This is a genomic window from uncultured Sneathiella sp. (assembly GCF_963976355.1).
Lineage (GTDB): Bacteria > Pseudomonadota > Alphaproteobacteria > Sneathiellales > Sneathiellaceae > Sneathiella.
Window position 1 is genome coordinate 57,039 of the sequence record NZ_CAXBKA010000008.1, and the last position, 19,347, is coordinate 76,385.

Genomic DNA, 19,347 nt, shown 5'->3' on the forward strand with positions numbered 1-19,347 from the left:
GATCAGGTCCTTTGCCGTGGATCAACCATATCGCGCAGGCCGTCGCCAAGAAGATTAAAGGTGAAGACCGCCAACATCAGCCAAAGGCCAGGAAAGACAGCCAGCCACCATTCCCCAGAAACGATGAAGTTGGCGCCTTCGGCGACCATGATGCCCCATTCAGGAGTGGGGGGGCGCACTCCGAGACCGATAAAGCTTAAACCCGCAGCATTCAGGATCGCCCAACCTAAATTGAGCGAAATCTGCACCATCATCGGCGGCAACGTGTTTGGGAAGATCTGGAGCGCCAATATCCGAAGATCCGAATTGCCAGAGAGCTTGGCGGATTGAACGAAGCCTGAGTTGCGCCGGATGTTGACCTCGGCACGGACCAGCCGGGCATAAAACGGAACGTTAATAATGGCGGTTGCATAAACGATGTTCTCGATTGTGTTCCCGAGCGCGGCAACAATTCCCATGGCCAAAACAAAAATCGGGAAAGCCATGATAGTATCGAGTGTGCGGCTCAGGATGATGTCCAGTTTGCCGCCCCAGTAGCCTGCAGCACTTCCGAGGATTGAGCCGACCACAAATGAAATCGCAACGGCGGAGACTGCGATCATAAGATCGAGCCTTGTGGCGGAAATAACCCTGCTGAATACATCCCGGCCAAGTGGGTCGGTGCCAAACCAGTGTTTCACGCTGGGAGGTTGCAGAACATTTTCTGAATCCGATGCAAGTGGATCGTAGGGAACGAGATACTGACCGAAGATGGCCGACAGGACATAGAAGCCGAATAACGCAAAGGCAATCAGCGTGACAGGATTCTCTTTGAGAACATAAAGTATATGGGAGATGCTGGATGACTTGCCGTCAGATCCCGTATTCGCATTTCCATTGAGTACCGTCATTTTGTATCAAATCCTATACGGGGATCGATGAGGCTGTAGGTCAAATCGATGATGAGATTGAGGGTCACGAACAGAAGCGCCATGGTCAGTACAAATCCCTGTACCGCTGCGTAATCCGATACGACAAGGGCTTCAACGGCATAGGAGCCGATGCCCGGCCAGGCAAAAACCTTTTCCACCAGAACATTGGCACCGAGAGAGAACGAAAAGACCATCCCAAGTGTGGTAATGATGGGGAGGAGCGCATTCCGAAACGCGTAACCATAAGTCACCTTGTGATCATTGAGTCCGGCAGCTCTCGCCGTTCGAATGAAATCAGATGACAGGGCGCTCAACATGGCGGCGCGCGTCATTCGCGCAATCGGCGCTAGCGTGAAAAGGGCGAGTGTGATGGCCGGGAGAATGAGCTGTTTGAGGGCGCCAAAAAATGTTTCCCAATCGTTCGCGATCACGGAATCAATCAGGTAGAATCCAGTGACATCATCCGGTTCTATATATATGAAATCGAGCCTTCCGAGCGGTGATGGCGCCACTCCCAGCAGATAGTAGAAGATATAGATTAAAAGAATACCGGTAAAAAATGTGGGGAGGGACACCCCGGCCGTCACCAGAATCCGGCATAGTTGGTCGACGAGTGAACCCGGTTTCTTGGCCGCAAATACCCCAATCGGAATGGCAATCGCACAGGAAAGGATCAAAGCGGACAAGGTGAGTTCCAGTGATGCCGGAAGCCGGCTTGCTAGATCTTGTGCAACCGGCTGCCCACTGGAAACAGACTGGCCAAAATCACCCTGGATCAGATCGGTTACATATCGCAGGAACTGCAATGGCAAAGGTTGATCCAGACCCATGGATTTTCTGATCTCGGCAATGGACTCCTCGTCTGCGGCCGCCCCGGCAAAATAGACCGCAGGATCACCGGGAAGCGCGCGGGTCAACACAAAGCTGATGATCACAACGCCGATAACAACCGGAATAGCCTGAACGAGCCTGAGCAGGACGGCGCGCAAACGAGGAGACATAAATCAAGCTCCCTTCAAAGGACGCACGTCCAGTTGGCGATGGAACCAGAACTCGTAGTCCTTCGCCCCATTTGCCGCAACGTTGAGAGCGGGCTGCCAAAGCGGAATGCGCGGAAGATCTTCGAAGGCAATTTCGAACATACGCATAATATTCGGGGCGTACTTAGGATCATCCATTGGCATGTGAAGCGTACTGTCGACGAGGTTTTCAATTTCCGGGTTCATGTAATTGGAGGAATTGAACAGATGCCCATTTTTGTACGCCCAGAAGAAATAGTAATCAGGCGTATTCAGCCATCCGCCGAAATTTTCGAGATGGAGCGGCAACTTCTTCTCGACCAATGCGGCGGTTCTCCAATTGGCGCCAGGTATCTTTTCGATCTCAGTCGAAATGCCGATTTTTGCAAGGTTTTCCTGGATTAGGAGGGCGGTTGGTTCCATCCAGTCGGCGAGACCAAGACTGATGGAGAAGGGAACAGAGAAACCTTCGGAAAAGCCGGATTTGGCCATCAATTCTTTGGCCTTGTCCAAATCCGTGAAATACGGAGATTTGCGGGGCCATTCGATTGAGTCGATCGTTTCAGGGCCGCCCCACAAGCGAGCGCCTCGACCATATGCAGCTGCCTGGAAGATTTCTTCGTACGGAATGGAGTAAGCGACGGCTTTGCGGACATTTGGATCCTGAAAAGGCTCGAACGTATAATTCAGACCAACGCAATGCATGCAATTCTCGATGGGTGTCGAATAAACATCCACTTTGTCCGCCAGTTCCTTTGCATCTTTGTTCGGAATGTTGAAGGAAAGCTGGACATCGCCTTTTTCAATCAAGGCACGCCGCGTGGAAGGGTTTGGTACTTCCCGGACGATGACCCGTTTCACAGCTGGAAGAGGGCCGCCGACCCAATCATCATTACGTTCGTACACAAGCTGTTCACCGGGGTTCCATTTGATTACCTTGAAGGCTCCGGATCCGGCCGGCGTATTGTGAAGATACTCGGTCGCCCATGGATCCTTTTCCGTTGCATTGGCTATGGCCACTTTTGAGTTAATGACAAAAGGGACCGGCACGGCCAAATCCGGGAGAGTGAGCTTGGAGGCTTGTTCCAAGGTAATAACAAATGTTTCATCGTCAACTGCTTCAAACTGCTCCGGTTTGACCAGCCCGCCTGCTTTCATTTGCACACTTGGGAATCCGCCCACAGAGACCGCCCGGTCGAAGGACCATTTAACATCCTCCGCGGTTACCTTCGTGCCATCCCAGAAAGTCGCATTTTTCTTCAGCTTGAAAGTGAGTTTCAATCCATCATCAGCGACGCTCCAGCTTTCTGCAAGTTCAGGCTCGATTTTGGAATAATCATAGGATAGACCGCCACCAGGGGCTTCTTTCGTGCCAAAGGACACGAGGCGATCATAACAGTTCACGGCAACCTGATAGCTGGCCCTGTTGGTCCCTTTTCTGTGCAGGTCGAGGCTGTTAATCGTTTGGCCTGTCACAGCAACAATGACATCTCCGCTGGCGGCCTGTGCAGGCAATACTTTCAGGAACGGTAAGCTGGCAGCCCCCAGCGCCCCACCTGTCATTTTAAGAAAATTCCTTCTCGACGTCGCTACAGTCATCTTGTTTCCTTTCAGCGCATATAATTCGGATGGGGATTCTTGCGTACTGGATTAGACCGTGCCTCTTTATTTGCGGTATTTCAAATGCTATAAATTCACAAAAGCGGTGCATATTTTGCAGCGGTTCATAACGGAGGCTGAATTTGAAGCATTTGCAAACATTTCATTTAATTGAAGCCGTGAGCCGGGCGGGCTCCATTCGAAAAGCAGCAGAAGATATGAACATTACTGCCTCAGCGTTAAACCGCCGGATACAGAGGTTTGAGTCGGAATTTGGATCTCAGATCTTTGAGCGGCTACCTCGGGGCGTCCGCTTGAATCCGGCCGGAGAGTTGGTTTTACAGCATATCCGGAGCCAGATTTCGGATTTAGTTCGCGTACAGAACCAGGTCGCAGATCTTTCCGGTGAGCGCAGAGGGCATATTTCAATTGCCTGCTCTCAGGCACTTCTTCCGTATTTTTTACCGGCAGAAATAGCAAAGTATCGGGCCGAACATCCCAGAGTCAGTTTTTCTGTGAATGTAAGGGACAGAGCGGAGGCAGAGCAGGAATTAAGCACATTTGCTAGTGATTTGGCCCTGGTTTTTGAGCCTGTTCACCTCGTGGATTTTGAAGTGATTTGTGCGATACCCCAACCTGTAACCGTTTTGATGTCTCCAGATCATCCATTGGCACAGTTCGATGAAGTCCGATTAAGAGACTGTTTGGACTATCCGCATGTTTTGCCTACAACTCATATTGCCATTCGCCATTTGATCGAGGCATCCGCGCATAGACTGTCCAGAATGACGGCGCCAATTGTTGAAACGGACTCTTTTGAATTTATCCGGCATTATGTGTTGCAGGAAAAATGCCTGGGTTTTCAGATACCGATTGGCTTAAAACAGGACTCCGAACGACCCTTTATTACGAAGGAGATCTCCAGCAAGGACATCCCGGTCGGCAATCTCTTCCTAGGTCAGCTAAAAGGACGGACGCTGCCGGTCGCATCTGCTCGATTTGCTCTGCGGATCGCGGCAATACTTGAAGAGCGCTTTGATGTATGAGCCATATTCTTATTGAGGGCTCAAAATGGTGCTGTCAGACTAATACGACCTCTTCTCTGAATGGCGTAGAATGGCACAAAAGAGCCTCTATTATGCCGCGCTAGGTTGCCGTCACTCAACCAGTGCGACATTTCTTTGAGGTTTGATTGTTTCTCGATTGATTAGATGGCGTTCATGGTTGAAGTGATTAAGGATGGATGCGTGAGTAGATATAAACTTCTGCAAACTTCGCCAGCGCCTGAAGTTCAGCATTACCTGCTCTCTTCGTCGAAATGGTAGGTGTGAATTTTCGCAACGATTGTTCAACGAACGGCGTGTTTCCTGGATCTTTTCGTTCCCAATCAGGGTCATCGCAGCACGGTACGAACGTAATCTGTCCGTTACTATTTCCTGTGGTTTTCCATACCGTTTCATAAGTTTCTTGAGAAACACCAGGGCTGCCTTGCGATCGCGGCATTTAGTAACGAAGGATTCCAGGACTTCACCCTCGTGACCAACAGCCCGCCACAGATAATGAGTTTCTCCATTGATCTTCACAAAGACCTCATCAAGATGCCATCGTCAGTTTGAATAATTGTAAGACGGATGGATCGTTTCTTACGAATGTCGCGGGCAAAAATTGGACCGAACCGGTTCCACCAGTAGCGAACGGATTCATGACTAATGTCGATCCCTCGTTCATGGAGAAGATCTTCGATGTTGCGAAGGGACAGCGGAAATCTGGTATACATCATCACCGCCAGACGGATGATCTCAGGCGATGTCTTGAAATGGCGAAACGGGTTCTGCTTTTTCATTCCAAGATCTTATGGAATTTCATAGAATCGGGTATCCTGGGAAATTAAGGTCTATCGCCAATTTTCATGGGTAAATTGTGCCTGATTTGTGACACGGATAAAACTAGTCCGCTTTATAGTTCATAGCCGACCAGGTTCTAGGGCCATCAAGCAATTTTGTTCTGGCAAAGCCCCGCAGATCTCAGGTCGGACTTTGCAGGACAACGATATGTTTCCTAATGTGAAATCATCCATGGGCGTTTGGCGGGGAAGCTTTTCGATCCGTCCGGGCGATGCAGGGTGCCGGAATTGATCTTCTTGCCGCCACCCCCGCAGCAACCGCAGCCCGGTCCGTGGGAAGATTTCTTGGGCTCATGCGCGCTTTTCTCGTTAGTCGCATGGGCATGGCGGGTTCCGGCCTCCATTATGGCCAGTCGCGGGGCGGACATCATTCTCGGTGCATTTGCGCCACAAGTCGGGCAGCAGCCGGGTTTCGCATAATCGGAAATATGCGCCATATCATCGAACGGGCCACAGTTCTCACATGAATATCTGTAAATCGGCATGAAATTCTCCAAAATTGGACGGGATCGTGTCCCGCCCGTTCATAGATAAGGGAAGTTTGTCTTAGAGATCGGGTGCCAGCGGCACGTCGATGGAGCCATCGAGATATTTCTTGGGCCCGTCCGCATTCGGCATCATATCCCATTCGAAGATATCCGTCGGCAACCAGAGCGTCGCGCAGGCATTCGGAATATCGACAACACCTGAAATATGGCCCTGAACCGGCGCCGTGCCAAGAATCGCATAGGCCTGCGCGCCAGTGTAGCCAAATTTCTTCAGATACTCGATGGCATTGAGGCAGGCCTGACGATAGGCAATATGGACATCGAGATAATGCTGCTTGCCCTCCTCGTCGACGGAAATCCCCTCAAAGATGAGATAATCATCATACTTGGGCGCAATTGGTGACGGCCGGAAAATCGGGTTCTTGATCCCGTATTTGCTCATTCCCTCTTTGATTAGCGATACCTTGATATGCAGCCACCCCGCCATTTCAATGGCACCGCAGAAGGTGATCTCGCCGTCGCCCTGACTGAAATGCAGATCACCCATGGAGAGCCCGGCGCCATCGACATAGACCGGGAAATAGATTTTTGAACCCCGCGACAAATCCTTGATATCGCAGTTACCACCATGTTCCCGTGGTGGCACCGTTCGGGCGGCCTCCGCAGCGGCCTTGGTCTTGGCCTCGCCCGTCATCTTGCCCATATGAGCAGTCGGACCGCCGTCGGGTAGGGTTGCAAGCTCCGGAACGCGCTCCGGGTCCGTGGCGACCAACGCTTTCTCGCGCGTGTTCCACATATCCAGCATCTTCCGGTCAGGAAGACAGCCGATCAGGCCCGGATGGATCAGGCCCGCATATCGCACGCCCGGAACGTGACGGGATTTGGTAAACATACCCTCGAAATCCCAGATGGATTTTTGTGCTTCCGGGAAGTGATCGGTGAGAAATCCGCCGCCATTTTGCTTCGAAAAGAAGCCGTTGAACCCCCAGAGGCTTTCCTCTTTTGTGCCGATATCGAGAATATCGACGACAAGGAGGTCGCCAGGTTCCGCGCCTTCTACGCCGATCGGTCCGGAAAGATAGTGAACCTGCGCCAGTTCCACGTCGCGAACGTCGGAGGCATCATCGTCATTCTTGATCTGCCCACCGGTCCAGTCATAGGTTTCGACCTTGAAGTCATCGCCCGGCTTCACCCAGACGGCAATCGGAATATCCGGGTGCCAGCGATTGTGGATATTTTCGTTGGTAAGCGGGCTTTCGCTCAGGTTCACTTCAATAATTGTATCAGTCATATTGCCTCCTTGTGGACTTGCTTCGGTTAGTTAGACGGAAAGGAATTTTGAGACTTTTTCTTCATCGATCCCGGCGCGTGGGGCTTCATGAACGAACTCACCGTTTTCAAGCACTAGCACTCGGTCCGCGACATCCAGCGCGAAGCTCAGGACCTGCTCGGACACGATAATGGAGAGGCCTCGCTCATCGCGGATGCGGCGCAACGTCCTCGCCATTTCGCGGATAATGGAGGGCTGTATTCCTTCCGTCGGTTCATCCAGCAACAGGACCTTCGGGTCGGAGGCAAGCGCACGGGCAATGGCCAGTTGTTGTTGCTGCCCGCCGGAAAGGTTACCGCCCCGTCTTGATTTCATTTCGACGAGCACGGGGAACAGCTCATATATATCGCTGCTGACCGTTTTCTTGCCGGTGACGATCAGGCCGGTATCGACATTTTCCTCAACCGTCATGGAAGAAAAAATCTGTCGGCCTTGCGGCACATAGGCCAGACCCTTGGCCACCCGCTCATAGGATTTCAGGGTCTGAATGGCCGAGCCGTCAACGGAAACACTTCCTGTTTTAGTCGGCACGATCCCCATAAGGGTCTTCATCAGGGTTGTCTTGCCCATGCCGTTCCGGCCCATGATCGCGACGATTTCCCCAGGAGAAACATCGAAATTCAACCCATGGAGCACTTCGGATTCGCCATAGGCGGAGCTGAGACTTTCAACTGCTAACATCTTTACCTCCTTAGTGTCCAAGATAGACTTCGATGACTTTGGGATCGGCCTGCACATGGACCATGGATCCTTCCGAGAGGACTTTACCCTGATGCAGAACGGTGACCCGCGTCGCAATATCCTCAACAAATTTCATGTCATGCTCGATGACGATGACCGACCGGTCCTGAATGATGCGGTTGAGAAGTTCAGCCGTCTTCTTGCGTTCGGCCACCGACATTCCAGCGACCGGTTCGTCCAGCATGAGCAGTTCCGGATCTTGAATGAGCAGCATGCCTATTTCGAGCCACTGCTTCTGGCCATGGCTCAAGAAAGCGGCCTTTTCTTCGAGCAAGTCATCAAGAAAGACTGTTGCGGCAATCTCATCTATCCGGGATATCACCGCGTCATCGCGGCGAAATGTCAGTGCGCCGAAAACCCCATGTCCCTTCGGGTATGAAATCTCGAGATTTTCAAAAACCGTCAGATCCTCATAAACCGTCGGCGTCTGGAACTTGCGCCCGACGCCCGCATGGACGATCTGGTCCTCCCGCATTTTCAGGAGTTCCTGATTTTTAAACTCGACCTTGCCGCTTGTCGCTTTCGTGCGACCGCAGATCAGATCAAGAACCGTCGTCTTCCCGGCACCGTTCGGGCCTATAATCACGCGGCATTCGTTAGGTTCGACATAGAAGCTTAAATTATCGACCGCCTTGAACCCATCGAAGGATACGGTCAGGTTTTCAACAGTTAGCAGGAAATCCGGTCGTGCATTCATCGCCACTTCCTCCTATTCGGCCGCTGTTTCAAGCGGGTTATATTTGCCTACGTCATCATCGGAATGGGTTTTTCGTTTAAAGAGCACGACTATCCTGGGCTCGACATAATCCTTGTAGATACCCGCAAGCCCATTCGGGAACGCCAACACAACGGCAATGAAAAGACCGCCGAGGCCAAGCAACCAAAGCTCGGGAAAAAGCTCCGAAAATGTTGTTTTGGCAAGATTGACCAGCAAGGCGCCATACACAGCACCGAGAATGGAGAGGCGTCCGCCAACGGCGCAGAAGATCACCATCTCGATAGAAGGAACGATGCCGACAAAGCTCGGTGACATGAAGCCTACCTGCAGGGTAAACATCGCACCGCCCACAGCGGCAAAGGCCGCGCCTGCGCAAAAGACGAAGATCTTGAAGTTGGCAACATCGTATCCGGAGAAGCGGACACGGTCCTCCTGATCCCGCATGGCGATCAGAATACGGCCAAGTTTGGATTTACGGATCATCTGGGCAATGAAGAGGCAGGCAAACAGTAGACCGCCATTAACGAAATACAAGATAGCCTTGGCATCGTCGGTGCGGATATCCCAACCATTAAGAGTTCTCAGATCCGTGATGCCGTTGACGCCGCCCGTATACCCTTGCTGACCGATGATCAGGATCGTCAATATCGCTGCGATGGCCTGGGTGATGATGGCGAAATAGACGCCACCGACCCGGCGCCGGAACATGGCGACACCAATAATGAGGGCAAGAACAACCGGAACAATAATGACCGCTGCGAGACTGACGGTCAGGCTATGGAACGGCTGCCACCAGAATGGGATTTCGGTGATCTGGTTCCAGTCCATAAAGTCGGGAATACCCGGTGTTGACTGGATTTTTGTCGCTTCCGGGCTGGAAGCTTCGAGTTTCAGGAACATAGCCATGCAATAGCCGCCAAGGCCGAAGAAGACACCCTGACCGAGGCTGAGGATACCGCCCGCCCCCCAGCAAAGCACCAGTCCGATCGCGACAAAGGCATATGTCAGATATTTGCCGAACAGATTGAGACGAAAGGTGTCCAGACCGACGGGCAATATCACGAAGATCAGGAGGGCGAGAAGCGCGAAACCTATAAGGTCCGTATTCGAGAAAAAGCGGTTTTTGTTCAAAAACATCTGACTAACCTCATTTACGGAGTTTGAGAGCAAAGAGACCCTGCGGGCGTAACATCAGGATACCGACGACGGTCAGAAGGGTAAGGACCTTGGCCATCGAGCCGGACAGGAAGAATTCCATGATGGATTGCGCCTGTGAGATAGAGAAAGCAGAGGCGATCGTTCCAAGTAGACTGGCGGCCCCGCCGAAGACGACGACCAGGAAAGTGTCGACGATATAAAGCTGTCCGGCTGTCGGTCCGGTTGATCCGATCATGGTAAAAGCGGAACCCGCGACACCCGCGACACCGCAGCCGATGCCGAAGGTCAGCCGGTCCGTGTGTTCCGTGTTAATACCGACCGCCCCGGCCATGACGCGGTTCTGGGTGACGGCCCGCACCTGTTTACCCCAAGAGGAACGGAACATCAGGATATAAACAGCTATGGAGATTCCGGTTGCCAGTACCATAACGAAAATGCCGTTGATAGGAATTTCGATCATGTCTGTAAGCGGAAGGGAACCCATCATCCATTCCGGTATGGTTACGCCTACTTCGCGAGCGCCAAAAACAGATCGGTAAATCTGCTGCATGATCAGGCTGAGGCCCCAGGTTGCGAGAAGCGTATCAAGGGGCCTTTTATACAAATGGCGGATTAGTGCCCATTCGACTAACATCCCAAGCGCGCCCGCCGCGATAAAGGCTAAAATCATTGCAAGAAAGAAATACATACTGAACAGCGCCGGCATGTATTCGGAAAATAAATTAGAGGTCAGGTAAGTGACATAGGCACCCAAAATCATGAACTCGCCATGCGCCATGTTAATAACGCCCATCTGACCGAAAATGATGGCCAGGCCCAGTGCCATAAGAACAAAAACTGAGAAGAGAATGAGGCCGGCAAAACCCTGCATGGCGAAAATAGCCCCGAGTTCCCCCATTGAGTAATCAGCGAACATAACCTGTCTCCTAACTGCGATGAATCAATCAGCCAAAGGGGTAATGCGTAGGGTGGTCCGGACAATGGAGATACGAACCACCCCCTACGCAATGTCTATTGATAACCTTCCGGGAACGGATCGGGTTCAACCAGTTCCTTGGTTTCGAAGACGACTTCATATTGACCGTCCGCCTTGGCGTGACCAACTCGGGTTTTGGACCATAAATGATGGTTTTCATGAACCCTCACATAGCCTTCCGGCGCCGTGGTTAGTTCAATTCCGGGGCTGGCCTCGCGCACTTTGTCAACATCGAAGGAGCCAGCTTTCTCGACAGCTGCTTTCCACAGCCACGGGCCGAGATAGGCGGCCTGAGTGACGTCACCTATGACCATATCGTCGCCCCACATCTTCTTGAATTCCTTGACGAAAGCTACGTTGTTCGGATTGTCGAGGCTCTGGAAATATTTCATGCAGGCGTAGGCGCCGACGATATTTTCGCCGCCAATACCGCGGATTTCGTCTTCCGTCACCGAAATGGTCAGCAGAAGCGGTTTTTCCTTGGTCATATCGATACCTGCTGCCTTCAGCTGTTTGTAGAAAGCAACGTTGGAGCCACCAACAACGATGGCATAGATCACATCTGGCTTTTTCAGGCGGATCTTGTTGATCACCGAGTTGAACTGCGTATGGCCGAGCGGATAGTATTCCTCGCCCACTACTTCCAGACCCAGCTTTTCGATATGCTTACGGGCGATCTTATTGGAGGTACGCGGCCAGATATAGTCTGATCCCAGCAGATAGAAAGACTTCGCTCCTTTGGTTTCCGCCACCCAGTTGAGACCTGCAATGATCTGCTGCGTTGCTTCTTGTCCGGTGTAAATGACGTTCGGAGACTGCTCCAGTCCTTCGTAGAATGTCGGATAGTAAAGGAAACCGTTATATTGCTCGAAGACAGGCAGCACGGCCTTGCGGCTGGCGGATGTCCAGCAACCCATGACAGAAGCGACCTTGTCGTTGACGAGCAGTTTCTTCGCCTTCTCTGCAAAGGTCGGCCAGTCCGACGCGCCATCTTCCTGAATATATTTGATTTTACGGCCTAAAATGCCGCCTTGCGCATTGATTTGCTCGATGGCCAGTTTCTCAGCCTGGACCGATCCGGTTTCGGAAATCGACATGGTGCCTGTAATCGAATGAAGAATACCGATCGTCACTTCACTATCGGTCACCGCTAGACCCGTCGTGTTTACCGCTGCCGTTGGATAATCGGCGGCACGCAGGAATTTCGGCGCAAAAAGCGATGCGGCGAGTGCCGTTCCGCCCATCAACACCGAGCGGCGTGACGCTTCCATCTGTTTGTTTGGCTTCTTTGGTGTATCGGACATAGTTTTCTCCTTTGAACCTGCCTGTTCAGTCCCTAACAACAGCGATCATCGCTGCCTTGCACAAAAGACTGGAGAAAAATGTTGCAATGCAACATACGTCGTTTAACGTATGTGCATGCGCCTTTTGGCGGTGCATAAAACTTCTAGCGGAAATAAAGGCTTGCTAGCCGGAGATATTGCTCCAGAAGACGCAACGGCAATCGGGCAATGGTATTATCCACCGCTACAGGAAGCGAATATGAAACCTATTTTTGGCGTGATGAGAGAGCGTCGGCGATATAACCAATGGGTGGCGAACGAGACCTTGGAGGATTTTGCGCTCAGATTCACCGCCCGCCGCTGGTCTTATTTACGTGTTACGAACACCGCTCTCGGTTCCATTTCTTTTCTGGCGCTGGAGGCCATCGGCGGCGCGATTACCCTGCGTTACGGCTTCGATACGGCGATCACAGCGATCATGCTGGTCGGAGCGATCCTCTTCCTCACCGGTATCCCGATCAGCTACTACGCCGCGAAATATGGCGTCGACATCGATCTTCTGACGAGAGGCGCCGGGTTTGGCTATATCGGCTCCACAGTGACCTCCCTCATCTATGCCTCCTTCACCTTTATCTTCTTCGCGCTTGAAGCCGCTATCTTGAGTTTTGCGCTCGAATTATGTTTCGGAATTCCAATCGGTATCGGATATATCCTGAATGCCCTCGTGGTGATTCCCCTTGTGACCCATGGATTTACAAAAATATCGAAATTCCAGGCATGGACCCAACCCCTCTGGATTCTCCTCCATATTCTGCCCTTTGTGCTTCTTGCCGCCGCCGGATATGACATTCAAAGCTGGCAAGAGTTCAAGGGCATAGGTCCGAGTGAAGCGGGCGGCATGACATTGATGATGCTGGGAGCCGCCTCAGGGGTCGTCTTTTCCCTAATCGCCCAGATTGGTGAACAGGTTGATTTCCTGCGCTTTCTGCCTGAACCGAAAACAACGCTGGAAAAAGGAAAATGGTGGATGTCGATGCTCTGTGCCGGACCAGGATGGACAGTTCTTGGGGTCGCGAAGATGCTGGCCGGCTCCTACCTTCTGACTTTCGCCATTTCGCTTGGCGTCGGGACCGACGAAGCCGGTGATCCGACACAGATGTATTTCGCCGCCTTCAGCCAGGTCATAGAAAATCCGATTCTGGTGCTTTCTCTGACAGGCGCTTTCGTCATCCTCAGCCAGCTTAAAATCAACGTCACCAATGCCTACGCGGGGTCAATCGCCTGGTCGAATTTCTTTTCCCGGCTGACCCACAGCCATCCCGGGCGGGTCGTCTGGATGGTGTTCAATGTCGCCATCGCCCTCATGCTAATGAATCTCGGGGTTTTCGACGCTCTGGAAACGACGCTCGCGTTTTATTCCCATGTCGCGCTGGCCTGGATCGGCACCATTGTTTCAGACCTCGTCATCAACAAACCTCTTGGCCTCAGCCCTCCCCATATTGAATTTCGCAGGGCATATTTATATGACATTAACCCAGTGGGGCTCGGTTCCATGGGCGGGGCCTGCATTGTCTCTTTTCTCGCCTATTCCGGCGCCTTCGGGCTGACGGCAATGTCTCTGTCCTCCTTTATCGCTCTCTTTACCGCCGTGTTTCTCGCACCGCTGATCGCCTATGCGACGAAAGGCCGATATTATATCGCGAGGACTCCCGCAGACATGCCCGAAAGTCTCCATACATGCTGCATCTGCGAATATCGCTTTGACGCAGAGGATATGGCGGACTGCCCTTTTTACGAAGGCCCTATCTGTTCGCTGTGCTGCTCACTGGACTCGGTTTGCCGGGACGCCTGCAAACCATTCGCGCGTCTCAATCAGCAAACCAACAGTTTCCTTAACTGGATTTTTCCCGAAAAAATTGTCGGGTTATTACAATCCCGTATGGCGCAGTTTTCAATTTTGACTTCAGTGATTGTGGGGCTAATCGGATCACTTCTATGGATCATCCGAAGTCAGGCACAAACGGATTCTCTCGATATTACCCTGACCCTGATTTTTTCTGGATTGCTCTTTATTGTGGGTGTCTCGGTCTGGCTGTTTATCCTCGCCCATGAAAGCCAGAGGGCGGCATGGCAGGAATCCAATTTACAGTCGCAGCGCCTAATGCGTGAAGTCCGCGCCCATAAGCGCACGGATGCCAAGCTTCAGGACGCTCGTGACAAGGCCGAAGCCGCCAGCGAGGCGAAAAGTCGCTATATGATGGGCTTAAGCCATGAGCTGCGCACGCCGCTCAATGCAATCTTCGGCTATGCGCAAATCCTGTACAAGGATCCTAATACGCCGCCCAACCGGAAGGAAGCGGTCTCCGTCATCCGCCGGTCGGCGGAGCATTTATCCGGCTTGATAGAGGGCCTCCTCGATATTTCCAAAATCGAAGCCGGTCGCATCGAGATTTACCGAGACCGTATCGATTTTGCCCTTTTCATGTCGCAACTGGTCGGCATTTTCGAAATGCAGTCGGCAGAAAAAGGTCTGACATTTACCTACCAGGTTGCCACCAAACTTCCGGCATGGATTGCGACGGACGAAAAGAGGCTGCGGCAGATCCTGATGAACCTGCTGTCCAACGCCATTCGCTATACGGAAACCGGCGAGGTCAAACTGATCCTCTCCTACAGGAACGAGGTTGCCCATTTCGAGGTGAGCGATACCGGCATCGGCATACCGCCCAACAAACTTGATTCCATATGGAAACCCTTCGAGAGGGCTGGCGTCAAGACCGTCCGTGGTACTGGCCTTGGCCTCACCATCACAAAACTGCTGGTGGAGATGATGGGCGGGGAGATACGGGTCCAGAGTATATATGGACAGGGAAGTACGTTTAATCTGCGAATGATGCTGCCGGCGGTTTACAGGAGCGACCAGCCTCGGGAAACGCCAGAGGCCCGCATCACCGGCTACGCAGGCCAGCGGCGCAGCATTTTCGTTCTCGACGATGAAACGGATCATCTGAAACTGATCGAGACGTTACTCGCTCCACTAGGGTTCAAGTTGTATCTGGCATCCAATCTCGAGATTGCTCGGGAAATGCTGACTATGTCAAAACCCGACCTGTTCCTCCTCGATATCGATCTTCCGGATATATCGGGTTGGGAGTTCGCGGCGCAGCTCAGACGCGGCATCCATCATGCAACGCCCATTGTCATGGTGTCGGCGCATGCGTTGGAAGGCAGAAATAAGAAAAATGGACCCGAGGACGCCTTACATGATGCCTTCATCGCCAAACCCGTCAGCTTTTCCAATCTGCTGGAGCAAATCCGCACGCTTTTGAAACTCGACTGGACCAAGGATATCCATCGGCCTTTGATTGAGCATAATAAAGTAATTCTGCGTGAAAGCGACCGGGCCCGGATCATCTCCATGGCCAGAATCGGCAACGCCTCTGCCATTCGCACGCATCTTGATCAAATGGAAACGGAGGCACCCAGCATGCAATCCGGCCTGCAACCCCTTCGTCAGCGGCTTTCGGAATTTGATCTGCCGGGATTGATTAAAGATTTGGAGGCGTCATCTGATGATATTGTCTGACTTCGACCACCGCCGCCAAATCGTTCTAGTCGTCGACGACAGCCCGGAATCGCTCTCCATGGTCGCAACTGCCATCGAGGAAGCCGGGATGACGGTTCTGGTCGCGCGGGATGGGAAGACGGCCCTTGAGCTTGTCAAAAGAATTCAGCCCGATGTGGTTCTGATGGACGCGGTCATGCCCGGTCTTAACGGGTTCGAGACCTGTGCCCGCCTCAAATCAGGTCCCGATATGATCCAGGCTCCGATCATTTTCATGACCGGCCTGAGCGAGCCGGAGCATATCTTGAAAGGACTGGAAGTGGGCGGCGTGGATTACGTGACAAAACCGGTTAATCCCGATGAGTTGATCGCCCGGCTGACAATCCATTTAACCAACGCAAAAATGATTGAAAGCGCCCAGAACGCGCTGGATGCCGGTGGCCGTCCGGTCATGGCGGTGACGCAGGAAGGCAATCTGATCTGGGGATCGCCCGAAGCGAAGAAGCTGATGGATCAGATCGCGAAGTTCACGGATGATGAAAATATGCTGACCAATGCGAAGATGCTGGAATGGTTGTCGGAACTCGTTAAAATCCCTCTCTCACAGGCTCAGCCCTTTCATCTCGGGAAAAAGGACGATCTCATCGAGATCAATCTCTTGGGAATTCGCACCCCGAGAGAAATTCTGCTCTCAATCGAAAAAATATCGGATATTGACCCAAAGAAAGACCTAATTACCGCCTTTGCGCTCACAGCGCGGGAGGCGGAGATACTGATCTGGCTGTCCCGCGGCAAAACCAACCGCGATATTGGCGACATCCTCTCCATTAGCGCTCGCACGGTAAACAAACATCTCGAACAGATATTCCAGAAGCTGGGCGTCGACAACCGCACGTCGGCGGCCGTAATTACAGATAGAATTTGCAGGAAACCAGGTGTTAATTGAATAAGCTTAGGGAGGTGGCCGGAGCGCGTCGTCACATTAACTTTGTGCAAAAGGATTTGGCGCCGAATTAGTCTTCTTCGATGAAAAAATCTCCTATCGGCACCATCGTTGCCCACCCGGTCATGACGATGCGGCAGGCCCGTCGGACGTCTGAAGAAGAAAACGCCCGGCGACAAAAAAGAGCGTGGCCCCGGTCAGGCTCGAAGACCTTGTGGATGAGTGGCGTGAAGAATACTCATAGCGTGAAGAAAAATTCCTTGCAGAATGTGTTTCGCTTAACAGATGCCAGAAAAGACAACACCGTTCCATAGCTGCTCAACTATCATAGTATCGTAATCAGAAATTAAATCGACACATCTCAATACGCGCATTAATGGTTGCGACGTCTGATGGGTAATAAATTTGCTCAATAAAACCATGCCCATTTTTGGTGCATTGCGTGTCAATTCTGTCCATAATTTCTACATTATTTAAGAGTTTATAGGCTATTTTAATTAAAAAAGTAGTTACTATAGTCGTAGTTACGACTTTGGCATGTCTCTTGCTTTCTCAATTCATAATGGCCAGCCCTAACAAGCTGTCTTTGGAACCCTTTGAGAAGGAAGGATGATGTTAATATGGTACAGGGCTTTTTGAGAAGAATTCGATTAACGGCGACGGCAGTTGCTATATTTGCCTTGGGATCGGCGGGGCTGGCAATGGCGGCCGATGGTGTGGTTAAAATAGGGGCGCCGCTGGCACTTTCAGGAGGACTTGCTGCGGAAGGGGCGAAGCAGAAATTGGCATATGACCTGTGGCTGGAACGGGTCAACGCGGCAGGGGGTATCAATGTTGGCGGTGTGATGATGCCGGTAGAACTGATCACCTATGATTATCAGACGGATGGCAAGCGGGCAAGCCAGCTGGCCGAAAAGTTGATTATTGACGACAAGGTCGATTTCCTCACCGCGCCTTTCGGGTCCGGGCATTCCAAGATTACCGCAGGTGTAGCGGAGCGCTATGGCGTTCCGATTATCGCAGTTGCGTCCTCCGAGCCGGTTCATAATCAAGGGTTCAAGAACCTGTTCGGTACACTGGCTCCGTCTGGCGGTCTTATTGACGGCATGCTAAAATTGTTCCTTGAGAAAAAGCCGGATACAAAAAAAATTGCCATTTACGGTCGTGATGACGTCTTTCCGAAAATCATGGCGACATTGATGTCAAAGGGCGCGAAGGAAAGCGGACTTGAAGTCGTGTATGAAGAACTGTACCCGGTGGGAACGCTTGATCATGCAACGGCGACGGTCGGCATGCGATCTGCCGCTCCGGACTGGATATATGTAACCGGCTACACGGAGGATCTGGTTCTCGTCCGCAAGCAGATGGCGGAACAGGGCCTAGAGGCTCCCATCGTGACAATGATTACCGGTCCGGCCTATCGCGAGTTTGTGGAAAATCTCGGACCACTCGCCGAAAACGTGACCAGCGCGACTTGGTGGCACTATTCCGCTGGGTACTCTGGAGATGATGTATTTGGTACCTCACAAGCATTTCATGAAGCGGTTCAAAAGGCCTCTGGTGAGGACCCGGACTATGTCCATGCATCTTCTGCGGCAGCTATGATTGCGCTGCAAAAAGCGATTGAAACTGCAGGAACGCTGGATCGTGATGCCGTGCGTACGGCACTTCAGAATCTCGATATCAAGACATTCTATGGGCCGATCAAGTTCCGCGAAGATGGCCTGAATGATAATCGTAACTTGCCAATTATACAGATCCAGGGCGGCAAGCCGGTGATCCTGTCTCCAGCGGAACTGGCAACAACGGAAATGCTTTTGAACTAGCAATGCGCACTCGAGGAGTATGAGGATGAGCGGATATTTGACGCCAGATGAAATTACGGCTTTTCAGCGTGACGGATATTTCATGAAGCAGCGGGCCATTTCAACCGCCCATGCCTCTGATTGTCGGCGACGACTGGAAGCCATGGAGGATAGCCTTCAGGAGGATTGCAACAAGCGTATGAAAATCAAAGCGCATGTTGTATCCCCCTGGATGGTCGATCTTGCTCGGAACCCGATTATTCTGGACGCAGTGGAATCTCTTCTTGGGCCAAATATTATGCTTTTTGGTTCATCCATGTTTGCCAAGGCTGCCCAAAGTGACAAGTTCGTGTCCTGGCATCAGGATTCGGCTTACTACGGCCTGAAGCCCAATGATTCCGTGACGGCCTGGCTTGCCTTTACGCCCAGTAATAAGAGCAATGGCGGTTTGCGCGTGCTTCCGGGATCGCACCTCGGCGATGACCTTGAACACGACGAGACGTACGATCCTAAGAACCTGCTTGCCAAAGGTCAGACAATCCGTGGCGTGGATGATAGTCAGGCCGAATATCTTGAGCTGGAACCCGGTGAGTTTTCCATGCATCACGTCCGGACGGCTCACGGCAGTTTAGGCAATTTCTCTGATGACCGCCGTATCGGGCTGGCATTCTTCTACATCGGTGCGCATGTCGATTCTACGTTGGGCCGGCGTACAGCGTTGCGCGTCCGTGGAGAGGATAAATTCAATTACTGGGATGATGATCCATTGCCGAGGTACGATCTTGATCCGCTCACACTCGATTTCCTTACAAATATGTGGTCGCGGTATCAGAGCAAAGAAGTTCAACAAGCGGCGAAAAGCGGCAAACTTTGAGTATCTTTATAGAAAAATCAGAATGTGTTTTGCT

The 19,347-nt window shown here is 52.0% G+C and carries 15 protein-coding genes and 1 pseudogene; 5 read left to right on the top strand and 11 right to left on the bottom strand.

Annotated elements, in window-relative coordinates:
* Positions 1-2 precede the first annotated feature (2 nt).
* The 3 genes from AAC599_RS16380 to AAC599_RS16390 are packed head-to-tail and all read right to left on the bottom strand — an operon-like array spanning position 3 to position 3,529.
* Positions 3-890, bottom strand: a complete 888-nt coding sequence (locus AAC599_RS16380; protein ID WP_340151485.1) for an ABC transporter permease — start codon at positions 888-890, stop codon at positions 3-5.
* The gene (locus AAC599_RS16385) at positions 887-1,912 is read right to left on the bottom strand and encodes an ABC transporter permease (protein WP_340151486.1); all 1,026 of its coding nucleotides are present in this window, start codon (positions 1,910-1,912) and stop codon (positions 887-889) included. The genes AAC599_RS16380 and AAC599_RS16385 overlap by 4 nt, the downstream gene beginning before the upstream one ends.
* Before the next feature lie 3 nt (positions 1,913-1,915).
* Positions 1,916-3,529 carry an ABC transporter substrate-binding protein gene (locus AAC599_RS16390; RefSeq protein ID WP_340151487.1) on the bottom strand — a complete coding sequence of 538 codons (1,614 nt, stop codon included), beginning with the start codon at positions 3,527-3,529 and terminating at the stop codon, positions 1,916-1,918.
* Between the two features lie 143 nt (positions 3,530-3,672).
* Here AAC599_RS16390 and AAC599_RS16395 point away from each other — a divergent pair, with 143 nt between their 5' ends.
* On the top strand, positions 3,673-4,575 hold the full coding sequence (locus tag AAC599_RS16395; protein WP_340151488.1) for a LysR family transcriptional regulator: 903 nt from the start codon (positions 3,673-3,675) through the stop codon (positions 4,573-4,575).
* A gap of 111 nt (positions 4,576-4,686) precedes the next feature.
* Here the strand turns inward: AAC599_RS16395 and AAC599_RS16400 are convergent.
* The 8 genes and pseudogenes from AAC599_RS16400 to urtA form a co-directional block, all read right to left on the bottom strand.
* Positions 4,687-5,372 (bottom strand): annotated as a pseudogene (locus AAC599_RS16400) (IS6 family transposase).
* A gap of 215 nt (positions 5,373-5,587) precedes the next feature.
* Positions 5,588-5,917, bottom strand: a complete 330-nt coding sequence (locus AAC599_RS16405) for a zinc ribbon domain-containing protein (protein WP_340151489.1) — start codon at positions 5,915-5,917, stop codon at positions 5,588-5,590.
* Between the two features lie 61 nt (positions 5,918-5,978).
* Entirely contained in the window at positions 5,979-7,211 is a 1,233-nt protein-coding gene (gene fmdA / locus AAC599_RS16410) for a formamidase (RefSeq protein ID WP_340151490.1), read from the bottom strand.
* A gap of 30 nt (positions 7,212-7,241) precedes the next feature.
* Positions 7,242-7,931, bottom strand: coding sequence for an urea ABC transporter ATP-binding subunit UrtE (gene urtE / locus AAC599_RS16415; protein ID WP_340151491.1), 690 nt, complete (start codon positions 7,929-7,931; stop codon positions 7,242-7,244).
* Between the two features lie 10 nt (positions 7,932-7,941).
* On the bottom strand, positions 7,942-8,688 hold the full coding sequence (urtD, locus tag AAC599_RS16420) for an urea ABC transporter ATP-binding protein UrtD (RefSeq protein WP_340151492.1): 747 nt from the start codon (positions 8,686-8,688) through the stop codon (positions 7,942-7,944).
* Between the two features lie 12 nt (positions 8,689-8,700).
* Positions 8,701-9,846, bottom strand: coding sequence for an urea ABC transporter permease subunit UrtC (gene urtC / locus AAC599_RS16425; RefSeq protein ID WP_340151493.1), 1,146 nt, complete (start codon positions 9,844-9,846; stop codon positions 8,701-8,703).
* A gap of 10 nt (positions 9,847-9,856) precedes the next feature.
* On the bottom strand, positions 9,857-10,783 hold the full coding sequence (gene urtB, locus AAC599_RS16430) for an urea ABC transporter permease subunit UrtB (RefSeq protein WP_340151494.1): 927 nt from the start codon (positions 10,781-10,783) through the stop codon (positions 9,857-9,859).
* A 95-nt stretch (positions 10,784-10,878) separates the two neighbouring features.
* Positions 10,879-12,147, bottom strand: a complete 1,269-nt coding sequence (gene urtA / locus AAC599_RS16435; protein ID WP_340151495.1) for an urea ABC transporter substrate-binding protein — start codon at positions 12,145-12,147, stop codon at positions 10,879-10,881.
* A gap of 238 nt (positions 12,148-12,385) precedes the next feature.
* Here urtA and AAC599_RS16440 point away from each other — a divergent pair, with 238 nt between their 5' ends.
* The 4 genes from AAC599_RS16440 to AAC599_RS16455 all read left to right on the top strand — a co-directional run bounded on the left by AAC599_RS16440 (position 12,386) and on the right by AAC599_RS16455 (position 19,313).
* Positions 12,386-15,712 (top strand): ATP-binding protein, encoded by a 3,327-nt coding sequence (locus AAC599_RS16440; RefSeq protein ID WP_340151496.1) that lies wholly within the window; start codon positions 12,386-12,388, stop codon positions 15,710-15,712.
* The gene (locus tag AAC599_RS16445) at positions 15,699-16,637 is read left to right on the top strand and encodes a DNA-binding response regulator (RefSeq protein WP_340151497.1); all 939 of its coding nucleotides are present in this window, start codon (positions 15,699-15,701) and stop codon (positions 16,635-16,637) included. Before AAC599_RS16440 ends, AAC599_RS16445 begins: the two co-directional genes overlap by 14 nt.
* Positions 16,638-17,254: 617 nt before the next feature.
* Positions 17,255-18,460, top strand: a complete 1,206-nt coding sequence (locus tag AAC599_RS16450) for an amino acid ABC transporter substrate-binding protein (protein ID WP_340151498.1) — start codon at positions 17,255-17,257, stop codon at positions 18,458-18,460.
* Positions 18,461-18,485: 25 nt separating this feature from the next.
* Positions 18,486-19,313: a phytanoyl-CoA dioxygenase family protein gene (locus tag AAC599_RS16455; RefSeq protein WP_340151499.1), complete on the top strand. Its 828-nt coding sequence runs from the start codon at positions 18,486-18,488 to the stop codon at positions 19,311-19,313.
* Positions 19,314-19,347: the final 34 nt, after the last annotated feature.